The organism is Streptomyces sp. MS19, assembly GCF_047200595.1.
Classification (GTDB): Bacteria; Actinomycetota; Actinomycetes; order Streptomycetales; family Streptomycetaceae; genus Streptomyces.
The window spans coordinates 231,391-250,796 of the sequence record NZ_JBJZOH010000001.1 but is presented as its reverse complement, the minus strand read 5'-3'; the positions used below and the strand labels follow the sequence as shown (position 1 = coordinate 250,796).

19 protein-coding genes are annotated in these 19,406 nt (G+C 75.7%); 3 read left to right on the top strand and 16 right to left on the bottom strand.

Translation table 11 applies throughout. The features are described from left to right. Window positions 1-16: 16 nt before the first annotated feature. The 4 genes from ACL02R_RS01130 to ACL02R_RS01115 form a co-directional block, all read right to left on the bottom strand. The gene (locus ACL02R_RS01130; RefSeq protein WP_412794891.1) at window positions 17-823 is read right to left on the bottom strand and encodes an ABC transporter permease; all 807 of its coding nucleotides are present in this window, start codon (window positions 821-823) and stop codon (window positions 17-19) included. Next, window positions 817-1,764 carry an ABC transporter permease gene (locus ACL02R_RS01125; RefSeq protein WP_412794890.1) on the bottom strand — a complete coding sequence of 316 codons (948 nt, stop codon included), beginning with the start codon at window positions 1,762-1,764 and terminating at the stop codon, window positions 817-819. Before ACL02R_RS01125 ends, ACL02R_RS01130 begins: the two co-directional genes overlap by 7 nt. Next, a complete protein-coding gene (locus ACL02R_RS01120; RefSeq protein ID WP_412794889.1) occupies window positions 1,761-3,332 on the bottom strand; it encodes an ABC transporter substrate-binding protein in 1,572 nt (523 codons plus the stop codon). The genes ACL02R_RS01125 and ACL02R_RS01120 overlap by 4 nt, the downstream gene beginning before the upstream one ends. Before the next feature lie 120 nt (window positions 3,333-3,452). Beyond that, entirely contained in the window at window positions 3,453-3,770 is a 318-nt protein-coding gene (locus ACL02R_RS01115; protein WP_412794888.1) for a putative quinol monooxygenase, read from the bottom strand. Between the two features lie 143 nt (window positions 3,771-3,913). On the opposite strand from ACL02R_RS01115, the gene ACL02R_RS01110 reads away from it, so the two are divergent. Further along, window positions 3,914-4,747, top strand: coding sequence for a helix-turn-helix domain-containing protein (locus ACL02R_RS01110; protein WP_412794887.1), 834 nt, complete (start codon window positions 3,914-3,916; stop codon window positions 4,745-4,747). Between the two features lie 161 nt (window positions 4,748-4,908). Here the strand turns inward: ACL02R_RS01110 and ACL02R_RS01105 are convergent, their stop codons facing one another. From ACL02R_RS01105 to ACL02R_RS01070, 8 genes are read right to left on the bottom strand one after another with little or no spacing between them, the layout of a single operon-like run. Next, window positions 4,909-5,931, bottom strand: a complete 1,023-nt coding sequence (locus tag ACL02R_RS01105; RefSeq protein ID WP_412794886.1) for an SDR family oxidoreductase — start codon at window positions 5,929-5,931, stop codon at window positions 4,909-4,911. A 36-nt stretch (window positions 5,932-5,967) separates the two neighbouring features. Beyond that, window positions 5,968-7,203 (bottom strand): beta-ketoacyl-[acyl-carrier-protein] synthase family protein, encoded by a 1,236-nt coding sequence (locus tag ACL02R_RS01100; protein ID WP_412794885.1) that lies wholly within the window; start codon window positions 7,201-7,203, stop codon window positions 5,968-5,970. Further along, complete coding sequence (locus ACL02R_RS01095; protein WP_412794884.1) at window positions 7,200-7,481, bottom strand: acyl carrier protein; 282 nt, start codon at window positions 7,479-7,481, stop codon at window positions 7,200-7,202. Before ACL02R_RS01095 ends, ACL02R_RS01100 begins: the two co-directional genes overlap by 4 nt. Then, window positions 7,478-8,743 (bottom strand): aspartate aminotransferase family protein, encoded by a 1,266-nt coding sequence (locus ACL02R_RS01090; RefSeq protein WP_412794883.1) that lies wholly within the window; start codon window positions 8,741-8,743, stop codon window positions 7,478-7,480. Before ACL02R_RS01090 ends, ACL02R_RS01095 begins: the two co-directional genes overlap by 4 nt. Further along, a complete protein-coding gene (locus ACL02R_RS01085; RefSeq protein WP_412794882.1) occupies window positions 8,740-9,204 on the bottom strand; it encodes a type II toxin-antitoxin system RatA family toxin in 465 nt (154 codons plus the stop codon). The genes ACL02R_RS01090 and ACL02R_RS01085 overlap by 4 nt, the downstream gene beginning before the upstream one ends. Further along, window positions 9,192-10,439: a GNAT family N-acetyltransferase gene (locus tag ACL02R_RS01080; RefSeq protein ID WP_412794881.1), complete on the bottom strand. Its 1,248-nt coding sequence runs from the start codon at window positions 10,437-10,439 to the stop codon at window positions 9,192-9,194. The genes ACL02R_RS01085 and ACL02R_RS01080 overlap by 13 nt, the downstream gene beginning before the upstream one ends. Window positions 10,440-10,443: 4 nt before the next feature. Further along, on the bottom strand, window positions 10,444-11,574 hold the full coding sequence (locus ACL02R_RS01075; RefSeq protein ID WP_412794880.1) for an acyl-CoA dehydrogenase family protein: 1,131 nt from the start codon (window positions 11,572-11,574) through the stop codon (window positions 10,444-10,446). A gap of 31 nt (window positions 11,575-11,605) precedes the next feature. Beyond that, entirely contained in the window at window positions 11,606-12,889 is a 1,284-nt protein-coding gene (locus ACL02R_RS01070) for a cytochrome P450 (protein WP_412794879.1), read from the bottom strand. Window positions 12,890-13,339: 450 nt separating this feature from the next. Here ACL02R_RS01070 and ACL02R_RS01065 point away from each other — a divergent pair, with 450 nt between their 5' ends. Next, window positions 13,340-13,624, top strand: a complete 285-nt coding sequence (locus ACL02R_RS01065; RefSeq protein WP_412794878.1) for a hypothetical protein — start codon at window positions 13,340-13,342, stop codon at window positions 13,622-13,624. Here ACL02R_RS01065 and ACL02R_RS01060 read toward each other — a convergent pair. Together ACL02R_RS01060 and ACL02R_RS01055 are read right to left on the bottom strand one after the other, a co-directional pair. Further along, window positions 13,597-15,537, bottom strand: coding sequence for an AMP-dependent synthetase/ligase (locus ACL02R_RS01060; RefSeq protein WP_412794877.1), 1,941 nt, complete (start codon window positions 15,535-15,537; stop codon window positions 13,597-13,599). The two genes, ACL02R_RS01065 and ACL02R_RS01060, sit on opposite strands and share 28 nt — an antisense overlap. A 338-nt stretch (window positions 15,538-15,875) precedes the next feature. Next, window positions 15,876-16,529: a TetR/AcrR family transcriptional regulator gene (locus ACL02R_RS01055; protein ID WP_412794876.1), complete on the bottom strand. Its 654-nt coding sequence runs from the start codon at window positions 16,527-16,529 to the stop codon at window positions 15,876-15,878. A 105-nt stretch (window positions 16,530-16,634) separates the two neighbouring features. Here ACL02R_RS01055 and ACL02R_RS01050 point away from each other — a divergent pair, with 105 nt between their 5' ends. After that, window positions 16,635-17,000, top strand: coding sequence for a VOC family protein (locus ACL02R_RS01050; RefSeq protein WP_412794875.1), 366 nt, complete (start codon window positions 16,635-16,637; stop codon window positions 16,998-17,000). A gap of 136 nt (window positions 17,001-17,136) precedes the next feature. Here the strand turns inward: ACL02R_RS01050 and ACL02R_RS01045 are convergent, their stop codons facing one another. Further along, window positions 17,137-17,733 carry a hypothetical protein gene (locus ACL02R_RS01045; RefSeq protein WP_412794874.1) on the bottom strand — a complete coding sequence of 199 codons (597 nt, stop codon included), beginning with the start codon at window positions 17,731-17,733 and terminating at the stop codon, window positions 17,137-17,139. A gap of 941 nt (window positions 17,734-18,674) precedes the next feature. Next, window positions 18,675-19,238 (bottom strand): histidine phosphatase family protein, encoded by a 564-nt coding sequence (locus ACL02R_RS01040; RefSeq protein ID WP_412794873.1) that lies wholly within the window; start codon window positions 19,236-19,238, stop codon window positions 18,675-18,677. Between the last annotated feature and the right edge of the window lie 168 nt (window positions 19,239-19,406).

The window sequence follows — 19,406 nt, the reverse complement described above, 5'->3', positions numbered from 1 at the left end:
CGCTCCGCGCGTGCCGTCACCGCGACCGCCCCCCGTCGACCCGCGCCCGCAGCGCGTCCCCCAGCAGCGCCGCCGCGCACACCGTCACGAACACCGCCGCGGCGGGCGCGGCGGCGACCCAGGGCGCCGTCATCAGGTCATGGCGGCTCTCCGCCAGCATCTGCCCCCACTCGGCGGTCGGCGGCTGCGCGCCCAGGCCGAGGAACGACAGCCCGGCCAGGCCGAGCAGCACCTGCCCGAGCCCCAGCGTCGCCACGGCCAGCACCCGTACGCCCGCGCCCGGCACCACGTGCCCGAGCACCGCCCGTACGCGGCCGACCCCCGCCAGCAGGGCGGCCGTCACGTCCGGGCGGCCGAACGCCCCCCGCGCGTACGCCGCCGCCAGCCGCGCCGTGTCCGCCCAGGCCGTGACGGACAGGGCCAGCACCAGGTTCCCGAGGCCGGGACCCAGCGCCCCCGCGACGGCGAGCGCCACGAGCGTGTGCGGCAGCGCCAGCGCCACGTCCGTCAGCCGCCCGCACACCGCGCGCGCCCAGCGCCCGCCGAGCGCGGCGGCCAGCCCGACCGCCGTGCCGACCAGCACCGACACCGCCCACACCGCGCCCGCCGCGCCCAGCGAGACCCGCGCCCCGGCGGCGATCCGCGCCGCGACGTCACGGCCCGCCTGGTCCGTGCCGAGGAGGTGCCCGCCGCCCGGCGGCGCCAACTTGTCGGCGTAGTCCGGCAGGTCGGGGTCGGGCAGCAGCAGCGGGGCCGGTCCGGCGAGCAGCAGGAGCAGCGCGAGCAGCGCGAGACCCGCGACCGCCCCCGGCCGCCTCACCACGCGTCGTCCCCCGCCGCGCGTACGCCGCGCCCGCGCAGCCGGGGGTCGATCGCGGCGGCGGCCGGGACGGCGAGGGCGCCCGTCACCAGGTACGCGGCGACGGCGAGCAGCACGATCCCCTGGACCACCGGCACGTCCCGCGCCTCGATCGCCGCGACCAGCTCCCGGCCGATCCCCGGCCAGGTGAACAGCACCTCCGACACCGCCGCGCCCGCGAGCAGCCCGCCCACCGTCATGCCGAGCACGGTCAGGAACCCGGCCGCCGCGTGCGGCACACCGTGCACCAGCAGCAGCCGCCCGCGCCCGGCACCCCGCGCCCGCGCGACCTCGGCGAACGGCGCCTCCAGCGCGTCGTCGAAACCGGTCCGCAGCACCCGCGCCCACTGCGCCGCCACGGAGCAGGCGAGCGGCACGGCCGGGAGCAGCGCCCCGCCCCAACTGCCGTCCGCCACCACGCGCCCCGCCCCCCAGCCGACCACCACCACCTCCAGCAGCACCACGCCCACGACGAAGCCGGGCAGCGCCGCCGCCGCGAACACCACGCCCCGCGCCACCGCGTCCGGCCACCGCCCCGCCCACCACGCGCCCGCCACCGCCAGCGGCACGGCGGCGGCGAACGCGTACAGCAGCGCCACCGCCGCCAGCCGCAGCGTCGCGGGCAGCCGCGCCCCGATCTCCTCCGCCACCGGACGGCCCGTGCGCCAGGAGACGCCCAGGTCACCGCGTACGGCGTCCGCCAGCCAGCGGCCGTACCGCTCCGCCGCGGGCCGGTCGAGCCCCAGCTCGCCGCGTACCGACGCGACCTGCGCCGGGGCCGGTTCGGTGACGCCGCGCGCGGCGAGCACCTGCCGCGCCGGGTCGCCCGCCGCCAACTCGGCCATGCCCCACACCAGTACGCTCGCCACCAGCAGCGTCGTCAGCCCCTGTGCTACCCGCCTCACGTCCGGGGGCCGACATGCTGGAGGACGGACGACACGCGGTAGTCCTCCCAGCCGGGCCCGGCGACGACACGGGCCGGCCGCTCGGTGAGGAACAGCGCGTACGCCTCCTGGGCCACGATCGCCTGCACCTCGCGCAGGATCGCGTCCTGCCGCGCCGTGTCGAACTCGGTGTCAAGCTCCTCGATCAGCGCGTCGAGCCGCGCGTCGGCGACGCCGCCGAAGTTGTACTGCCCCTCGCTGTGCAGGAAGTCCCGCAGCCGCGCGCGGGGATCGAACGTCGTGCCGAGCGAGCTGTCGAAGCTCAGCCCGACGTGCCAGTCCGAAGTTTCCTGCATCGCCGCGTAGTTGGCGGGTACGTCGCGCACCTCGACGGCGAAGCCGCTCTCCCGCAGCTGCGCCTGGAGCGCCGTGGCGACGACACGGGTGTCCGGCTGGGTGCTGTACGAGACGACGGTCAGCGCCAGCGTCTCCCCGTCCCGCGTCCTGGGGCCGTCGCCGGTACGGGTCCAGCCCGCCGCGTCGAGGAGCGCCGCCGCCTCGTCCGGGTCGGTGCGGACGGTCGATTCTGCGTACGGCACGGTCTCGGGGTACATGCCGAGCGGCGCCCGGTAGAAGCCGTCGAGCACCTCGGCCGCCAGCGCGTCGTAGTCGATCGCGAGGGACAGCGCCCGGCGCACCTCCGGCTCGTCCAGCGGCGCGGCCGCCGTGTTGAGGAAGCCGCGCAGCGGCGTGGCGCCGCCCGCCGCCTCCACCGCCTCGGCGCCGGTCAGGCCGCGCAGCGCCTCGGTCGGCGGGTAGAACGCGAGGTCGGCCTCGCCGCCGCGCACCGCGAGCACGCGCGCCTGCCCGTCCGGGACGAAACGCACCTCCACGCCCGGCAGCCGCACGTCGCCGCCCCACCAGTCGGGGTCACGGGCGAGGGTGAGCGCGTCGGGGGTCAGCGAGGTGACGGTGAACGGGCCGGTCCAGACGCCGGCTTCGGCGAGCGCCGCGTCGTCCCCGCCCGCCTCGGCCGCGGCGCGCGCGTCGAAGACGGGGAAGACCGTCTCGTCGGCGAGGAGGTGGGGCATGTTCGGCGTGGGCCGGGCGGTGGTGAGCCGGACCGTCGCGTCGTCCACGGCCCGCGCGGTCGCGTCCGGCAGGGCTGAGGCGGCGCGGCTGTTGCCGTCCAGGTGCGCCGTCAGCATGTCCGCCAGGGCGGCGGCGTCCAGCGCCCGCCCGTTCTGGAACCGCACGCCGTCCCGCAGCCGCAGGTCCCAGGCGGTGGCGTCGGCCCGGTCGAGCCCGGCGAGCACCCACGGCTCGATGCCGCCGTCCTCGGTGGCGCGCATCAGGAGTTCGCCGTAGCCCCACTCCGGTGCCCACAGGCCCTGTTCGAGGGGGGACAGACTCTCGACGGCGTACGAGGTGACGACGCGCAGCGGGCGCGCGCCCGCGCCGTCGTCGGACCCGGCCGGAGTCCCCCCGCCCCCGCAGCCCGTGGCCGCCAGCAGCGCGAGCGCTGCGGCGGCCAGGCGGCGTATGCCCCCGCGGGCTGTTCCAGGTCTGTGCCTGCGTGATCCCCACATGCCTCTCACTCTAATGCACATGAAAAGCATTTTCAGCAACGCCCCCTCGTGGCCCACGCCTCCGGGGACACGCGTCGCCGGAGACACGCACCCCAGAGACCTGCCACTCCCGCAGCCCGCTCAACCCCTGTGGGGGGCGTGGACGGGGACGTCGGTCAGGCGGCGCAGGGTGAAGGGCTCGGCGAGTATGTCCTCCAGGACCCGCGCCACGTGTGTGAAGTGCGGCAGCGAGAAGTGGTGAGCCAGGGCCGACTCGTCGGCCCACTCCTCCACGATGACCATGCGGTCGGCGCGGTGCGGGTCGGCGAACGGCTGGTAGCCGAGGCAGCCGTCCTCCGCCAGGGACGGCGCGATCATCGCGTCCAACTCGTCCCGCAGACGCTGCTCCTGGCCCGGCTTCGCGCGGAACCCGGCGACGATGATGAGGGTGTTCGGCATGAAATGACTCCTGCTCCGATGTCGGTGTCCCCGGTGGGACAGGCACCATCCTGCGCACGCCGCCCGGACCCATCCAGAGCTCCGCCCTGCCTGGGTCTGCCAGGACCAGGCACGGCGGCACGGCCGTGACCGACACTGGGGACATGGACCGTGCCCAGCAGCTCAGTGAGTTCCTCAAGACCCGGCGCGCCCACCTGCGCCCGGACGACATCGGAGTGGGCGGTTTCGGCGGCCGGCGGCGCGTGGCCGGGCTGCGCCGCGAGGAGCTGGCGCTGCTCGCCGGTGTGAGCGTGGACTACTACACCCGTCTGGAACAGGGCCGCGCCCGCAACGTGTCCTCCGACATCATCGACGCGGTCTCCCGCGCCCTGCGCCTCGACGCCGACGAGCGCGCGCACCTCCACAACCTCGCCCGCCCGAGCCGCACGCGCAGACGCCCTGCCCCTCCGCAGCAGGTCGGCCCCGAGATGCGCCAGGTGCTCCAGGCCCTCGACTCCGTCCCCGCCTACCTCGTCGGACGCCGCCTCGACATCCTGGCGTGGAACGACCTGGCCCGTGCCCTGATCGCCGACTTCCCAGCCCTGCCCCCCGCCGAGCGGAACATGGCCAGACTGGTCTTCCTCGACGAGTCCGCCAAGGACCTCTACCCCGACTGGGAGGGCAAGGCCCGCGACACCGTCTCCACCCTGCGTGTGGACGCCGGCCGTCACCCGGACGACCCGCAACTCGCCGCCCTGGTCGGTGAACTGTCGCTTGCCAGCGAGGACTTCGGACGGCTGTGGGCCGACCACACCGTCCGCGGCAGGACCCGTGGCCGCAAACGGTTCTCGCACCCGCGACTCGGCGAACTGGCCCTCGACTACGTCGCCATGCGGGCCCCCGACGATCCCGACATGACCATGATGATCTACAGCGCGCCGCCCGGGTCCGACGCCGCCGACAACCTCCGGCTCCTCGCCGGCCTCACCGCGCCTTAGGTCGTGTCGTCCGGATCTTGGTGGATCGGCCCGCGTCGTCGGACGCCGTGCCTTGCAAGGCACCGGATCGCCACACGTACCGGGCGTACCCGGGCGATGCGGCAACACGGCGAGGCGTGGTGACCGGCGGCGCGCGCCAGGCAAGATCCGAACGACACGGCCTAGCTGTTCTGTCCCGCCAGCAGCGTCCACGGCGTCGGCCGCGCCAGCGCGAGGCGTGGCCTGCGCGCCGCCCAGTGCCGCACGGCGGTCGCCATCACGGCCGCCGGGTCGCGTACGGCCCTGGTCGGCTCGAACGGCGCGGCCATGCTCGTGTAGCTCTGGAACATCGCCAGCAGCCGCACCGCCTGGTGCTGGAACGGCGACAGGTACCGCTCGGCCAGCGGCAGGAAGAAACGGTTCCACGTCTCGGTGGCCACGACAGGCGGCCGGGGGACGGGGGCGGCGCCGTGCGCGGCGCGGCACTCGTCGAGCGTCCCGCACACCACGTCCAGCAGCTCGCCCAGCCGCAGGCTGCCCGCCCCGGCGGCGATCACCTCCGTACGCGGCGCCGACGGCGGCTCCGACAGCGCCGCGTCCGCCACGGCGCCGGCCACCTCGTCCACCGGGCCGATCTCCGCCCAGCCCCCCGGATCGCCCACCACGACCGCCGCCAGGCCCGAGACCAGCGCCTGGAGCAGGGTGTACGGGCCGGAGAAGCGGGCGATCGCGCCCGTGTCGCGGCGGCCGACGATCAGCGGCGGGCGGATCACCGTCAGCGGCCCCGGGTGCTCCCGCGCCACGATGTCCTCGCAGACGGCCTTGGACCACTCGTAGCCGTTCCGGAAGCCCTCGAACTCGGCGCCCCGCAGGTCCTCCGGCGCGCGGACGCCGCCGACGTACGCGGTGGACAGGTGCACCAGGTGCGTGTCCCGGTCGGCCAGGGCGAGGACGGCGCGCAGCGGCCCGACGTTCGCCGCGAACGCCTCCTCCCGGCCGAGCGTCCAGCGGGTCGAGGCCGCCGCGTGGACGATCACGTCCCAGTGTCCTGACAGGGCGGCGGGCGGCGGGGCCGCCCCGATGTCCCAGCGGACGACCGACGCGTCGGGGGCGCGCCTGGCCACCCGGGTGTGCCGGACGGCCGCGAGCCTGGCGGAGACTTCGGTGCCGACGACGCCGGTGGCGCCGGTGACGAGGATGCGCATGGCTGCCGTTCTGCCGGTCGGTGCCGCGTCGCCGTCTCAGCGCGCGGGGGAGAGGACGAGGCAGGCGTTCTGCCCGCCGAAGCCGAAGGAGTTGGACAGCACCGGCCGCCGCGCGACGCGCCGGGGCGCCCCGAGCACCACGTCGAGCCCGGCCGCGTCCGGCGTGGCCGTGGTGGTGGCCACCGGGGGCACCACGCCGCGCTCCGCGCTCAGCAGCGCCACCACCGCCTCCACCGCGCCCGAGCCGCCGATCAGGTGCCCGGTCACGCCCTTCACGGACGTCAGCGGCGGCGCCGCCGCGCCGAAGCAGCGGGCGACGGCGACCGCCTCCGCCCGGTCGTTGAGGACGGTCGACGTCCCGTGCGCGTTGACGTGCCCCACCGCGCCGGGCGCGAGGCCCGCGTCGGCGAGCGCTTCGCGCATGCACGCGGCGGCCAGCGCGCCGTCCGGGCGCGGCGCGACGATGTGGGAGCCGTCGCACGTCGCCGCGTAGCCCGCGACCTCGCCGTGGATACGCGCGCCGCGCGCCACCGCCAGGTCCCAGCGCTCCAGGACGAGGACGGCGGCGCCCTCGCCGATGACGAAGCCGTCGCGGTCCGCGTCGAACGGGCGGCTGGCCAGCTCCGGCGCGTCGTTCCGCGGCGACAGGGCGCGCATCCGCGTGAAGCCGCCGACGACGACCGGCGTCACGGGCGCGTCCACGCCGCCCGCCACCGCCACGTCCAGCTCGCCGTACCGGATGCGCCGCGCCGCCTCGCCGATCGCGTTCGCGCCGCTGGCGCAGGACGTCGAGTAGGTGAGGCACGAGCCGTGGAACCCGTGCCGCATCGCCAGGCGGCAGGCGGGGGAGTTGGCCATCGTCTTCGGCACGGTGTGCACGGGCATCGCGGCCGGGCGGTCGCCGTGCCGCCTCGTCACGTCCTCCATGCTCGGCAGGCCGCCGACGCCCGTGCCGACGTGGACGCCGACCCGGTGCGCGGGCACGCCCTCCGGCAGCCGCGCGTCGGCGAGCGCGTCGTCCGCCGCGCACAGCAGCAGCGCCGTCGTCCGGTCGATCTGCCGCAGCTCGCGGCGGCCGATGTACGGCTCGACGTCGAACGGCGGCACCAGGCAGGCGATCCGCACCGGCAGACCGGCCGCCGCCAGCAGTGGCACGGCCGCCGCCGTCGGCCGCGCCGCCAGCACGGTGGCGAACGCCTCCTCGGCGGACGTGCCCGCGGGACACTTCACGCCCATGCCCGTCACCGCGACCCGCACCCGCCCGGCGCTCACTCCGGTCCCCCGAGGCGGGCCCACAGCAGGTCGACCGCGTGGCCCACGGTCGCGGCGCCCGTCAGGTCGTCCACGGGGATGCGCGTGCGGAGCGCCGACTCCAGGCGGGCGCCGATGTCCATCAGTTCGAGGCTGTCGATGCCGAAGTCGCCCGCGAGATCGGTCGATTCGCGGATGTCGTCCGGCTCGGTGCCCAGCACGTCGGCGACCGCCTCACGGACGGTGCGGGCGAGCGCGGCACGGGTGGCTGGGGTGGCGGGCAGCGCGCTGTCCGTCATGCCGCCGCCCCCCGTTCCGCCTCCGCCAGGGCGCCGTCGAGGAGGGCGACGGCCTCCGCCACGTCCGCCTCGGCCGCGACCAGCGGCGGCAGCAGCCGCACGGTCGTCGGCCGCCCGAGGCAGGGCGACACGATCAGCCCGGCGCCCGCCAGCTCCGTCACGACCCGCCCGGCCGCCCGCGCGTCCACGAGGTCGATGCCGCGCAGCAGGCCGCGCCCGCGCAGCGCCGCGACGACGCCGGGATGCCGCAGCCGCAGCCCGGCGAGCCCGGCGTCGAGCGCGGCGGCCAGCGTCCGCCCGTGCGCGGCCAGTTCCTCCACGGCGGCGAGCGCGGGCGGCAGCGCCGCGCAGCTCAGCGGGAGCCCGGCGAACGTCGCCGAGTGCAGGAACGGGTCGGCGGCGAGCGGCGCGTACAGCTCCTCCGAGCACACCACCGCCGACAGCGGCAGCACCCCGCCGCCCAGCGGCTTGCCGAGCAGCACCGCGTCCACCGGCAGCCCTTCGGCCAGCGCGACGGACCGTTCGCCGCAGCGCCGCAGACCGCACTGGATCTCGTCCGCGACGACGAACGCGCCCGCCCGCGCCGCGTCCGCGCACCACTGCCGCAGCACCTCGACCGGCAGCGCCCCGGCGCCGTTCTCGCCCTGCACCGGCTCGAAGACGACGGCCGCCACCTCGCCGCCCGCCACCGCGCGGCCCACCGCCCCCGCGTCGTCCGCCGGGACGTGCACGACGTCCACGACCGCGCCGCGCAGCCCCGTCCGGTAGAGCGGGCTGTGCGTCAGGGCGAGCGCCCCGAGCGACTTGCCGTGGAAGCCGCCGCGCACCGCGACGATCCGGCCCCTGCCGGTGGCGACGCGCGCCAGCTTCACGGCGATCTCCACCGCGTCCGCCCCGTTCAGGCCGAAGCAGACGCGGGGCAGGCCGCCGCCGAGGTACGCGGCCAGCGCGGCGGCGGCGCGCGCCGTCACCGGGCTGGCCAGGCTGCGCGTGGACACCGGCATGCGGTCCAGCTGGTCGCGGACCGCCGCGACGACGGCCGGGTGCCGGTGGCCGAGGAGGGTGACGGCGTACGAGCCGAAGTCGAGCGCCGTGCGCCCGTCCGACAGCGTCACGCGGCAGCCGTACGCCGACGACTCGACGGCGCCGCGCCCGGCGAACGAGCCGGTGAGCGCGAGGCGCGGCGACTGGTGGCGGCGGATCAGGTCGAAGACCTCGGCCGCCGCGGCCCCGTGGGGCGCGGTCTCCCGGGCGGCGCTCACTCCGCCCGGTCCTCACCGGCCGCCGCGAGGAGGCGGGCCTGGAGCGCGTCGAGCATCTGCGCGGCGTTCTCCCGCAGCGCGTCGGCCGCCACCGGGTTGAGCATGTCGGCGAGCAGCGGGATGCCGATGTCGAAGTCCACGTGCAGCGAGACCGTGCTGCCCGCGCCGGGGCCGGGGCGCACCGCCCAGTGGCCGGCGAACGCGCCCAGGTCCCCGCTGACCTGCCGGAAGTCGAACCGGCGGGCGGGCGCGTCGATCACCTCGTCCTCCGTCCACCGCAGCACCGAGCCCTTCAGCCGCACCGACCAGGACGTGGTGCGGTGCCGCGCGTCCGGCCGGGCGACGACCGCGACCTCCTCGACGCTCTCCATGCAGGCCGGGTAGGCCTCCACGTCCACGACGGCCGCCCACGCGGCGGCGGGCGGCGCCGCGATGGGGAGATCGACTTCTACTCGGGGCATGGCGCTCGCCTGCTTTCCGGGTGCGGTGGGGGAGGGGTGGCGTCCGGCCCCGGCGGCGCCGGGAGCCGGTCGGCGTGCGGGCCGAGGGCGTCCGCGAGGGCGGCGCCGAGCGCGGGGGGCAGCAGCCGCCGCAGGATGGCGCGCGGCAGCGGGCGGACATGGGTCATGGCGTGCCGCTGGGCGATCAGTCCGCAGCCCAGCTCGACCTTGGGTACGTACGCGGTCTGCGCGAACCTGATGTGGCGGCAGCCCTCGGCCAGCGCCAGCCGGATCGCGGCGTAGTGGACGTTGTGCCACAGGTGCGCGTCGTGCGCCAGCGCGTAGTCGAGGCCGATGCGCGCCCCCGTCGCGCCCGCGCCGCTGAACAGGCACAGCAGGAACGCGACCAGCCGCTCGCCCTCGAAGCAGGCGACCAGCCGGACGCGCAGCCCGGGGGCGGGCCGCAGGGCGGTGAGGAACGCGGCGTCCAGCTCGTCGAGCGCCTGGTCGGCGCGGTCCATCACCTGCCGGTAGAGCCCCAGCATGGCCGGGACGAGGTGCGCGAAGTCGTCCAGCACCTCGATGCGCAGCGCGGGCCGGTGGGCGGCGAACCTGCGGAGCTTGGCGCGGGCGTTGCGCCGCGGCTTGGCCGGGAGCGCGGCCACGTAGTCGTCGAACGAGCGGTGCGGCAGCGCCAGTTCGGTGTCCGGCATGGCCGGGACGGAGAAGAACCCCGCGTCGCGCAGGGCGTCGGCCAGCGGTGCCGGCTCGTCCGGCGCGAAGTCCTTGAACACGACGGTGCCCAGGCGCCTCGCCCGCGCGTACTCCAGGACGGACGCCACCAGCACGCGCGCCGGGGTGCCGCCGTCCGCCCGTGCGCCGAGCCCGCCGAGGACGTGCCCCTGGCCCAGCAGATGGCCGCAGAACAGCGTCGGCACGCGCAGCAGCCGCGGCGCGACGCGGCCCACGGGCGCCAGCAGCCGCCGTTCGCGCGGGCCAACGATCCTGTCCAGGCGCAGCCCCCGGAACACGCTCAGCGGCAGGACGGCGACGGGCCGCCCGGCGTGGCGCACGACGAGGTACGCGTACGCGTCCGGGCCGATCTCCGCCCGTTCCATCGCGGCGAACACCGCCCGCGACCACATCGGGTCGTCCGCCGGGGCCAGCGCACGCCACAGCGCCTCCGGCACCGCGTCGATGCCGGGCAGCACCTCGACGCGGTACGCGCCGTCCTCCTCCGCTCCCGTTTGTCGCATGCCGTCACCCGATGCGCAGCGGCGCGCCGTGGAGGAAGTCCCGCAGGGAGGCGGCCATGCGGGCACGGGACGGCGGGTGGAACGTCAGCCCGGCCGCCGCCGAGGCGAGGTAGGCGCCGTCCGGCGAACCGATGAACGCCATCCCGCCGAGCGCCGCCAGGCAGTCGCGGGTGGCGCGGGCGATGGCGTCCTGCGCCGCGTACCTGGCGGACAGCGCGGCGGCCAGCAGCGAGTCCGTCCACTCCTCGGTCTCCATGGCGCGCGCGACCGCCTCCACGGCGAGCATCGCGGCGTCGGGCCCGGTGGTGAGGGCGGCGGGGTCCGCCGGTCCCTCACCGGCGCGCAGGGCGCGCTCGGCCAGCGCGGCGGCCATCCCCAGGTACCCGGCCGTCAGCAGCAGTTCGAACCAGAGGAAGCCCGCGAGGTTGAGCGCGTCGGGCACGCCGTCCGCGGTGACCTCGGTCGGCACCACCATCTGTGGGTCGAGCACGACGTCCGTCAGCACGACCTCGTCGCTCTCCGCACCGGCCAGGACGTGCGTGCCCCAGAAGGGCCGCACCTCGACGCCGGGTGTGGCGGCGGGGACGAGCGCCACGGCGAGGCGTGCCACGCCGTCGTCGTCCGCCATGACGACCGAGGCGGTCAGCAGGTCCATCGAACGGGACAGGCTGCACGGCTTCTTGCTGCCGTTGAGGACCACGCGTCCGTCGGCGCGCCGCCGCGCGGTGATGTGGGGGCGCAGGATGTTCTGTCCCGTGCGGCCCTCGGCAAACCCCGAGGCGAGCAGCAGCCGTTCCTTCGCCACCGCTTCGAGCAGCAGCCCTTCGGGGCCCGTGCCGCCCCGCGCGGCCAGCGCCAGGCCGGCGACGGAGAAGTGGTGCATGGTGGTGGCCACCGCGAGCGACGGGCAGCGGGCGCCGAGGGCGCGCTGCACCCGTACGGCGTCCAGCGGTGTGGCGCCCAGACCGGCGTGCTCGGCCGGGACGAGGAGCCCGGGGCCGCCCGCCGCGCGGAAGGCGGCGACGGCCGGGCTCGGCGCGCGCTCCAGGACGTCGAGCGGGACGCGGGCGAGCGCCGCGTCGAGGCCGGGCAGGAGCCTGTCGAGGGTGGCGCGCTCGCACTGGAGGAATCTCACGGGTAGGTCCCTTCGGGGTACGACGCGTCCGTCAGCCGGTGGCGGCCAGCGGCAGGTGGGCGAAGGCGCGGAGGCTGACGGACGCGCGCCGCACCGGCTCGCCCGCCGGGGCGAGCCGGGGGAAACGGGCCGCCAGCTGGGTGAGCAGCTCCGCGCTCTCGGCGCGGGCCAGGGCGGCGCCGAGGCAGTGGTGGGGTCCCGCGCTGAAGCTGAGGACCTTGCTGTCGGGGCGCAGGACGGTGTACGTGTCGGGGTCGGGGTGCCGGGCGGGGTCGCGGTTGCCCGCCGCGAGGACCGTCGTGACGTTGGCGCCCTCGGGGATCGTGACGCCGCCGATCTCGGCGGGCCGGTCGGCGATGCGCTCGGTCATCTGGACGGGCGTGTCCCAGCGCAGCGTCTCCTCGACGGCGCCCGCCGCCACGTCGGGCCGCTCGCACAGCAGCCGCCACTGGTCGGGGTGGGCCAGCAGGGCGTGGACGGCAAGACCCAGCAGACCCGCGGTGGTCTCGAATCCGGCGACGAGGACGAGCAGCAGCGTGTCCACCAGCTCGTCGCCCGACAGCCGCCCGTCGTCCGCGTCCCGGACGGCGAGCAGCGCGGACGTCAGGTCGTCGGCCGGGCGGGCGCGCCGCCTGCGCACGAGGTCGGCGAAGTACGCGCGCAGCGCCACCACGGCCTCGTCGGCGCGCCGCCAGTCCTCGGCGGAGCGCACGGGTTCGAGCAGCCGTCCCGCGTCCTGGCCGAGCCGGTGGAACGGGCCTTGGTCCTCGGGCGGCGCCCCGATCAGGCGGCCGACGACGGCGACGGGCAGCGGATAGCCCACCAGTCCCTGGAAGTCGGCGGTCCCGCCGTCCGCCGTGGCGTCGGCGAAGCGGTCGAGCAGCCGCCGGGTGAGGCCACGGACGTCCGGGAGCAGCGCGCGGACGCTCCGGGCGCCGAGCGCGCCGGTGACGAGGCGGCGCACCCGGCTGTGGTCGGCGCCGTCGGTGCGGAGCAGGGACGAGTAGAAGAAGCGCGCGCCCGGGTGTTCGCGCCAGTCGGGTATCTCGCGGTCGCACCACTCGCGCCCTGGCGTGTGGAAGCCGGGTCCGGTGAGCACGGCGTGGCAGTCCGCGTGCCGGGTGAGGAACCACGTGCCGAGCCCTTCGTGGTGGTGCACGGGCGCGAGCCGCCGGAGGGCGGCGAAGGCGGGGTAGGGGTTCTCCCTGCCGTCCCGGGTGAAGACGGCCAGGAGCGCGGCGTCGGCGGCGGAATTCCGCGCGCGGCCGTTCCGGGGAACGCGTCGTGTGTACGGGAATTCCGTCTCGTTCCTCATTCCCACCGCACCCCTCCCGGTATTTCCCGCCCCTTGCGTGCGCCCACCAGGAAGACTAACCAGCCAGGTGGAGGACACGCCACGCTTACGGGTGAATTCCGGGACGCCTGCGCGGTGAAAAACCGGAAAGAGTATTTTCCGATTACTAAAGGGGCGTCCCGCCTTTCCGCCGACGACCCCCGCCGGGCCCGCCAGGACGGGGATTCGCCGAACGGCACCTGGTCAATCCCCCCTGCTGCGGCTGCCGGACGACGTGCGCGGCCGGCGCGCGCTGGACGCAGGCTGCGGGACGGGTACGTCAGCCGCGTCCTCGCCGGGCACGGCGCGCGGGTGGCGGGGGTCGAACCGACGGACCGTGATGTGCGCCTTCGCCTGTGAGAGGGAGGCCCCACCTGTGTCCAGGCGGCCCTGGGCGCGCGCTTCCACGCCGTCGTGTGCAGCATGGTCCTGATGGCGATCCCCGACTGGAGGCCCCCGCTCCGTCCCGGCGGCTTCCCCGCCCTCGCCCTGGTCCACCCCGCCTTCGAGCAACTCCTGCGCACCTGGCGGGAACACGGTGACTACCGCGTACTGCGGTACCTGGACGGGTACGGGATCGCCGGGCTCGTCTCGGCCAGGCGCCCGCCTGAGAGCGACGCCCTGACGCCGCCGCCCGACGGCAGGGCAACGGCACGACGCGGCGGACGCCCACGCGCCCACGGCACCGATCAGCCCCCGTGGGGCGAGGAGGAGTAGAGCCGCTCGATGTCCGCCGCGTATGCCTCGGCCACGGCGGCGCGCCTGATCTTGAGCGAGGGCGTCAGCAGCCCGTTCTCCTCGCTGAACTCGCCGGGCACGAGCAGGAACCGGCGGATCGACTCCGCCCGGGACACCACCTCGTTCGCGTGGTCCACGGCCTCCTGCACGGACGCCCGCAGCGCCTCGTCGCCGCACAGCCGGTCCACCGGCGTGTCCAGGGGCCGCCCGCGCACCGCCAGCCAGCGCCGCAGCGCCTCCTGGTCCAGCGTGATCAGCGCGGCGACGTACGGCCGCCGGTCGCCGACGACCATGCACTGCCCGACCGGCGCCCGGGTGCGCAGCCGGTCCTCCAGGACGCCGGGCGAGACGTTCTTGCCGCCGCTGGTCACCAGGAGGTCCTTCTTGCGGCCGGTGATGCGCAGGTTGCCCTCGTCGTCCAGCGCGCCGAGGTCGCCGGTCGCCAGCCAGCCGCCGGGCGTGAACGCCGCCCCGGTCGCCGCCTCGTCGCCCAGGTAGGCCCCGAAGACGACCGGGCCGCGCACGAGCACCTCGCCGTCGTCCGCGATGCGCACGGACGTGCCGGGTATCGGCGGGCCGACCGTGCCGGGGCGCGGCATGGGCGGCGCGGCGAGGGTCGCGGCGGCCGTCGTCTCCGTGAGGCCGTAGCCCTCGTGCACGGCGATGCCGCAGCCGAGGAAGAAGAGGTTCAGCCGGGGGTCGAGCGGCGAGCCGCCGCTGATGGCGTGCCGCAGGCGCCCGCCGAGCGCCGCGCGGATGCGCCGGTAGACGAGCAGGTCGTACAGCCTCCTGGCCAGCCGCAGCCCGACCCCGGCGCCTGGGCCGGTGCCGTGGTACGCGCGCAGCTCCGCCTCGGCGTAGGCGACCGCGATCCGCTCGGCGCGGTCGAACGAGGCGGCCCGGCCCATCCGTTCGGCCTGCGCGCGCGCCGTGGCGTGGATCTTCTCGAACAGGTACGGCACGCCGACGATGAACGTCGGGCGGAACGAGACCAGTTCCGGCCGCAGCTCGTCCGGCCTGACGCTGGGCCAGTACGCCGTCTCGATGCGCGCCGACAGGCAGGCGAGCTGGATCGTGCGGCCGAGGATGTGCGCCAGGGGCAGGAAGAGGAGCGTCGCCGGGATCTGGCCCGTCACGGCGGCGAACACGGGCTGGAGCAGCTCCACCAGGTTCGCCGTCTCCGCGTGGAGGTTGGCGTGGGTGAGGACGCAGCCCTTGGGGCGGCCTGTGGTGCCGGACGTGTAGACGACGGTCGCGGGCGTCCCCGGCGTGAGCGCGGCGCGGCGCGCGGTCACCTCGGCGTCGGGGACGTCCCGGCCGAGCGCGGTGAGCGCCGGGAGCGCCGCCTCGCCGCCGTCGGCCCCGTCGATCAGCCACAGCCGCCGGTCGCCGAGGACGGGCCGCGCGGTCTCCGCGTGCGCCGCCGTCTCGGCCACCAGGAACGCCGCGCCCGAGTCCCGCAGTATCCAGTCAAGTTGGGCGGCCGACGACGTCGGGTAGACCGGCACGCTCTGCCCGCCCGCCGCCCAGACGGCGAAGTCGAGGACGGCCCACTCGTAACGCGTCCTGGACATCAGGGCCACCCGCCCGCCCGGCGGCAGGCCCGCCGCGACAAGGCCCTTCGCCACCCCGGTCACCTCCCGGGCGAACCGCGCCGCCGTCACCGGCTCCCAGCGCCCGTCCGCGCCCTTGCGCCGCGCCACGACGTCCTCCGGGGCACGCGCCGCGTTGCGGAACGGGATGTCCGCCATGCTGCCCGATTCCAGCGCCGGGACCAGCGGTTCGGCGCGCACCTCGCGCACGGTCCCGTCCTCGCGGACCGTCTCCCTCCCCGCGCGCCCCGCCGGCCCCGCGTGGCGCCGCGCCTTCGCCAGGTCGCGTCCCAGGCCCATGGTCACTTCCCCTCGCGGTCCTCGCCGGACGGCCGTGGCGCCCCGTCGCGGGACCACTGCTGACCCACCAGTAGGCTTACCTGCTGGTAGCTACGAGCGCAATGCCCGCGCGGCACCGGCTCCGGTGCCGGACATCCGCCCCTGCGAGGCGGCAAGGCGCACCTCGGGCGCCGGGCCGTCCCACCCCCGGGACGCGTCCGCCCCGGGCGTGCCCTGTCACCGTCGGCCGCGTCGCGGGCGTGGACGGACCGGGGGACGCGCATGCGTGCCGCCGCCCGGCGGTCCCGGCCGGCAGGGGCAGCGGTCGGACGGGACGCGCGGAATCCGTGCGCGACGCGTCAGGCGGCGTGCTCCGGCGGCGACCAGACCTGTCCGTCCAGGACGTTGCGCATGCCGATCCACGTCATGTTCATCAGCCGCAGCGTCACGCGCTCGGGCGACTCGTCGGGATGCCGCTCCATCCAGTCGGTGAGCGAGTCGGCGGCGCCGACCAGGGCGTGGGCGACGAAGTCGGCGTCCACGCCGTTCAGCCGCACGGCGGGGGTGTGGCCCTGGACGATCCCGTCGCCGACCAGGCCGGTGACCTCCGCCATCACCGACCGCCTGGCCGCCGCCAGTTCGGCCGCCACCGCCTCGCTCTGGTCGGGGACCTGGCGGTGCAGCACCACCCAGCTGTCGCGCCGTTCGGCGACGAACGCGAAGAACGCCGACAGGCCCGCCCACAGCCGTTCCTCCGGCGTGTCCTCCGACGACGCCGCCTCCCGGAACGTCTCCACCAGACGCCCCGCCTCCCGCCGCACGCAGGCGATGAACAAGCCCTCCTTGGAGCCCAGGTACAGGTACACCATGGGCTTCGAGATCCCGGCGAGCTCCGCGATCTCGTCCACCACCGCCGCCCGGTACCCGCGCCGGGAGAACACCCGCAGGGCCGCGTCGATGATCTCCTGCTCGCGCACGCTCCGGGGCAGGCGGCGTCTTGGCTTGTCGGTCACCCGCGTCAGCCTACCCACCGGCCTTCTGGCCTTACGTGCCGGTAAGTCCCGTCCTGGGCGGGGGAGGCAGGTGAGAACCCGCCGTGCCACGGGCAGACGGTCCGGATGGAACTGAAGCTCGGCGGCATCGTGCTCGACTCGCCCGACCCCCACGAACTCGCCTCCTTCTACGAGCGGTTGCTCGGCTGGCCGCGTATCCAGGACGAGCCGGACTGGGTGAAGCTGGCATCGCCCGAGGGCGGGGCGGGCCTGTCGTTCCAGCGGGAGCCGCTCCACGTCCGCCCCGTCTGGCCCGCGCGCGAGGGGGAGCCCCGCATGATGGCGCACCTCGACATCCGCGTCGACGACCTGGACGCGGCCGCCGCGCACGCCGTCGCGGCCGGAGCGGTCCTCGCCGAGCACCAGCCGCAGGACGACGTACGCGTGTGCCTCGACCCGGCGGGCCACCCGTTCTGCCTGTTCACGGACTGAGGCCGCGCCGCACCGTCACCCCGCTTCCCTCCCACCGGCCGCCACCACGTCCGTCCCCGCCGCGAGGTCGCCCAGTACGTCGTCCATGACTTCATGATCACTGCTGCGAGTGTCGGCATGTGGCCGAGGGCGGTGCTCAGCGTGCCCACGTCGGATGGAACGCCATGTGGACCTGTCGCCAGCCGTCTCGAAGCTCCTCCCCGTTGTACAGGTTGCCGCAGTGGTGGTAGTTGCAGATCCCGGCGTGGTAGTCGTGCCCGTAGTAGTCGGCCGCAAGCGGTGGTCCGTCCGCCGCCAGCGCGAACACGTGACGCGCGGCCTCGCGGAACGCACCGCTCACGCCGGTCAGGAACAGCGTTTCGCTGTGGAGGTGCTGGCGGAGCACGCACCGGTCGTCGGCGATGTCCCTGGTCAGGTCGTTCTCCGGCACACTCGCCGTGCGCAGTTCGCGTGGGGCGTTCGCCGTCGTGATCCGGGTGCGCAGCCGCTTCCAGTGGGCAGGCCGGAACTGCCGGGCCCGGGGAACAAGCACCAGGTCGAGCGGATGCTCGCCATCCAGACCGACGTCCGGGACGTCGGGATTCGACCGCAGCGCCAGGTACACCAGCGACCGGGGCGAACGGGCCGCGAGCAGCAGCAGCGTGCCCAACTGCCGGCCGTCCGCCCGGTCCACATGCAGCCTGTAGCGGTTGCCCTTGTCGGCGGCGTACAGGGCGACGTTCCTCGCACGCATGGGGCGAATCACCCGGTACTCGTCGCTCCCCCACCGCACCCGCTGGACCACCACCTTCGCCCGGAGCCCGTCCGGGCCCAGGACCGCCCGCGAAGCCGCCATGCCTTCCCTCCCCGTCCGAGTCGCCGGTCTGTCCAGACCATTGTCCCTGCGCGAACAGCGTACGTACGAACGCAGTTCGGCAAGCGGTGCGACCGGTGTGCGCGAGGACCGGTGCCGGCTGTTGGGCAGGCGGCGCAGTAGTGCCCTGCGCGCGGGGCGCCGGCCGGCCCAGGGCGGCGATGAACGCCTGCGGGTCCACGGGATCGCCGCGTAGCGCACCGTACGGATGGCCTCGAAGCCACCACGGAGGTCGTTGAGTTCGAGGTCCCAGCGGTCCCCGGCCGCGCCGCTGCCGTGAGCGGCGACGGCCCAGCCCGGCGAGAAGGATGCGGACCGCGTCACCCAGCATCGACGCCCAGAGCCCGCCCAGCCGGAGCAGACAGGCGCGCGGCAGCCGTTCCGCCGCCGGTGCGGTCTCGGTGGTGGTCCCCGTCGTGGTCATGGGGCGGAGCCTAGGGAGGGGCACTGACAATTCCGGCCCGGCGGTCACGGAAAGTGCGGGATTCCGTGCCCGTTCGCCTCACCCGTTCGGATGAATTCGGGAGGCGTTCGCCCCCGTGGGGACCGGGCGGGCGCGCAGGATGCGGACGTGCGAGACAACCGCCGGGACGCCCCCGACCGCCGCCCTCCTGGTCCCGGCGTCCATGGCCCGCGTGCGACATCTGCCGCCGCCCGCTCTGGCTCGACACCACCGCCGGGGAACGCCCGCCCGCCTGGGTCTGCCCCGCCTGCTCCCGCCCGCAGGGCCGCTTCTGGCACCGCCACACCGGCACGCACTGCCCCTACGGCTACCCGTCCCCCCTCACATCCGACAACTCCGGTGATTTGTACATCTGTTGTTAGCGCGCTGACCGGCGCGGGCCGGCCGACGGGACGGTGTACTCCCATCCGGGCTGCCAGCGGGCCGGGGCTCTGACGAGTTCTTCGAGGTCGGCGCTGGTGAGCAGGCAGTCAAGTGCCCATCGATTGGCCGAATGCGCGATCAGCAGGACGCGGCTGCCGTCCCACCGGGCGGCCAGGCCGGTGAGGAAGTCCTCGATGGCGGCCAGGACATCGCGGTAGCTCTGGCCACCGGGAAACGGCTCGTCGATGTGCCGGTGCCGCAGCGGGGCGAGTGTCGCGAGAGGGTAGCCGTTGAGGCGCCCGTAGTCGCATTCACGGAGGCGCCGGTCCTGGTGGATCGGCACCGAGGTGCCCGCGAAGGCGATCCGCGCGGTGTCCACGGCGCGATGCAGGTCTGACGTGAACACAGCCGCGACACCGTCGCCGCGGCGGCGGTCCCCGAGTTCCCGGGCCTGTCGGCGGCCGGTCGGCGAGAGGACGCCCGGCCGCCAGCCGGTGGCGATGCCCGCCTCGTTGTCTGTGGTGGTCGCGTGGGTCTCGTAGACGAGCCGGACCGGCATCCTCGCTCCGCCCTCCTGGTCAGGCCCCTCGGAGGGGGCGGCCGTTCTCACCCGCCCACCGGGCACCGCGCAGCCGGAGCCCGCGGCTCGATCACACCGCACGCGACGGCCAGGTCCGGGCAAGAGTGCGGCCGGCGGCTCGACGCGGTCAAGGTCCGCGTCGAGTCC

Bases quoted from the DNA above. Each gene is read 5' to 3' on its own strand.
- ACL02R_RS01085 (WP_412794882.1), bottom strand. From the start codon at position 9,204: ATGCCCCGAGTAGAAGTCGATCTCCCCATCGCGGCGCCGCCCGCCGCC.
- ACL02R_RS01065 (WP_412794878.1), top strand. From the start codon at position 13,340: ATGGCGATCCCCGACTGGAGGCCCCCGCTCCGTCCCGGCGGCTTCCCC.
- ACL02R_RS01070 (WP_412794879.1), bottom strand. From the start codon at position 12,889: ATGAGGAACGAGACGGAATTCCCGTACACACGACGCGTTCCCCGGAAC.
- ACL02R_RS01105 (WP_412794886.1), bottom strand. From the start codon at position 5,931: ATGCGCATCCTCGTCACCGGCGCCACCGGCGTCGTCGGCACCGAAGTC.
- ACL02R_RS01050 (WP_412794875.1), top strand. From the start codon at position 16,635: ATGGAACTGAAGCTCGGCGGCATCGTGCTCGACTCGCCCGACCCCCAC.
- ACL02R_RS01095 (WP_412794884.1), bottom strand. From the start codon at position 7,481: ATGACGGACAGCGCGCTGCCCGCCACCCCAGCCACCCGTGCCGCGCTC.
- ACL02R_RS01115 (WP_412794888.1), bottom strand. From the start codon at position 3,770: ATGCCGAACACCCTCATCATCGTCGCCGGGTTCCGCGCGAAGCCGGGC.
- ACL02R_RS01060 (WP_412794877.1), bottom strand. From the start codon at position 15,537: ATGGGCCTGGGACGCGACCTGGCGAAGGCGCGGCGCCACGCGGGGCCG.
- ACL02R_RS01120 (WP_412794889.1), bottom strand. From the start codon at position 3,332: ATGTGGGGATCACGCAGGCACAGACCTGGAACAGCCCGCGGGGGCATA.
- ACL02R_RS01040 (WP_412794873.1), bottom strand. From the start codon at position 19,238: ATGCCGGTCCGGCTCGTCTACGAGACCCACGCGACCACCACAGACAAC.
- ACL02R_RS01080 (WP_412794881.1), bottom strand. From the start codon at position 10,439: ATGCGACAAACGGGAGCGGAGGAGGACGGCGCGTACCGCGTCGAGGTG.
- ACL02R_RS01045 (WP_412794874.1), bottom strand. From the start codon at position 17,733: ATGCGTGCGAGGAACGTCGCCCTGTACGCCGCCGACAAGGGCAACCGC.
- ACL02R_RS01110 (WP_412794887.1), top strand. From the start codon at position 3,914: ATGGACCGTGCCCAGCAGCTCAGTGAGTTCCTCAAGACCCGGCGCGCC.